The sequence below is a fragment of the Adlercreutzia sp. DFI.6.23 genome (assembly GCF_024462535.1).
Classification (GTDB): domain Bacteria; phylum Actinomycetota; class Coriobacteriia; order Coriobacteriales; family Eggerthellaceae; genus Adlercreutzia; species Adlercreutzia rubneri.
The window spans coordinates 1-418 of sequence record NZ_JANGBP010000145.1 but is presented as its reverse complement, the minus strand read 5'-3'; the positions used below and the strand labels follow the sequence as shown (position 1 = coordinate 418).

1 pseudogene is annotated in these 418 nt (G+C 50.7%); it reads right to left on the bottom strand.

Going from position 1 to position 418, the window contains the following annotated elements:
* Positions 1-418: pseudogene (locus NE591_RS12730) on the bottom strand (winged helix-turn-helix domain-containing protein); the annotation flags it as partial.

The following is a 418-nucleotide window of genomic DNA, read 5'->3' as shown; positions in this document are numbered from 1 at the left end:
CTCGTTGAGTTTGTAGAATACCTTTCGCCCTATATTCTCCTCTTGCAAGAGGCCGAGTTTTCTCAGCTCGGACAGACGCTTATAAAGCGTCTGCCGGGAGAGACGCTCAGCCTCACAAAGCTCTTTTGCGGTTACGCCGTCAAAGGTGAACAGCGTGGCGGTGATAAGCGATTCGACAAGGGTGCGCAGCGGTTCTGGGACAAGCACGGCCGAGCGATGGAAATACATATCCATCTGGCTTTTCTTTTCTGTGAGAGCATCGCGAAGATTGCACATCGCATTCACGCATATCTCTGAGAAAGCGATGACAAAAGGCGTGATATCGCCTCTATTGAGGGGGTGCTCGCACCGAGAAAAGGCCTTATAGTTTTTTTCAATCTCCTGCTTTACGGCGTAGGAGATGCCCAATCCCACGATA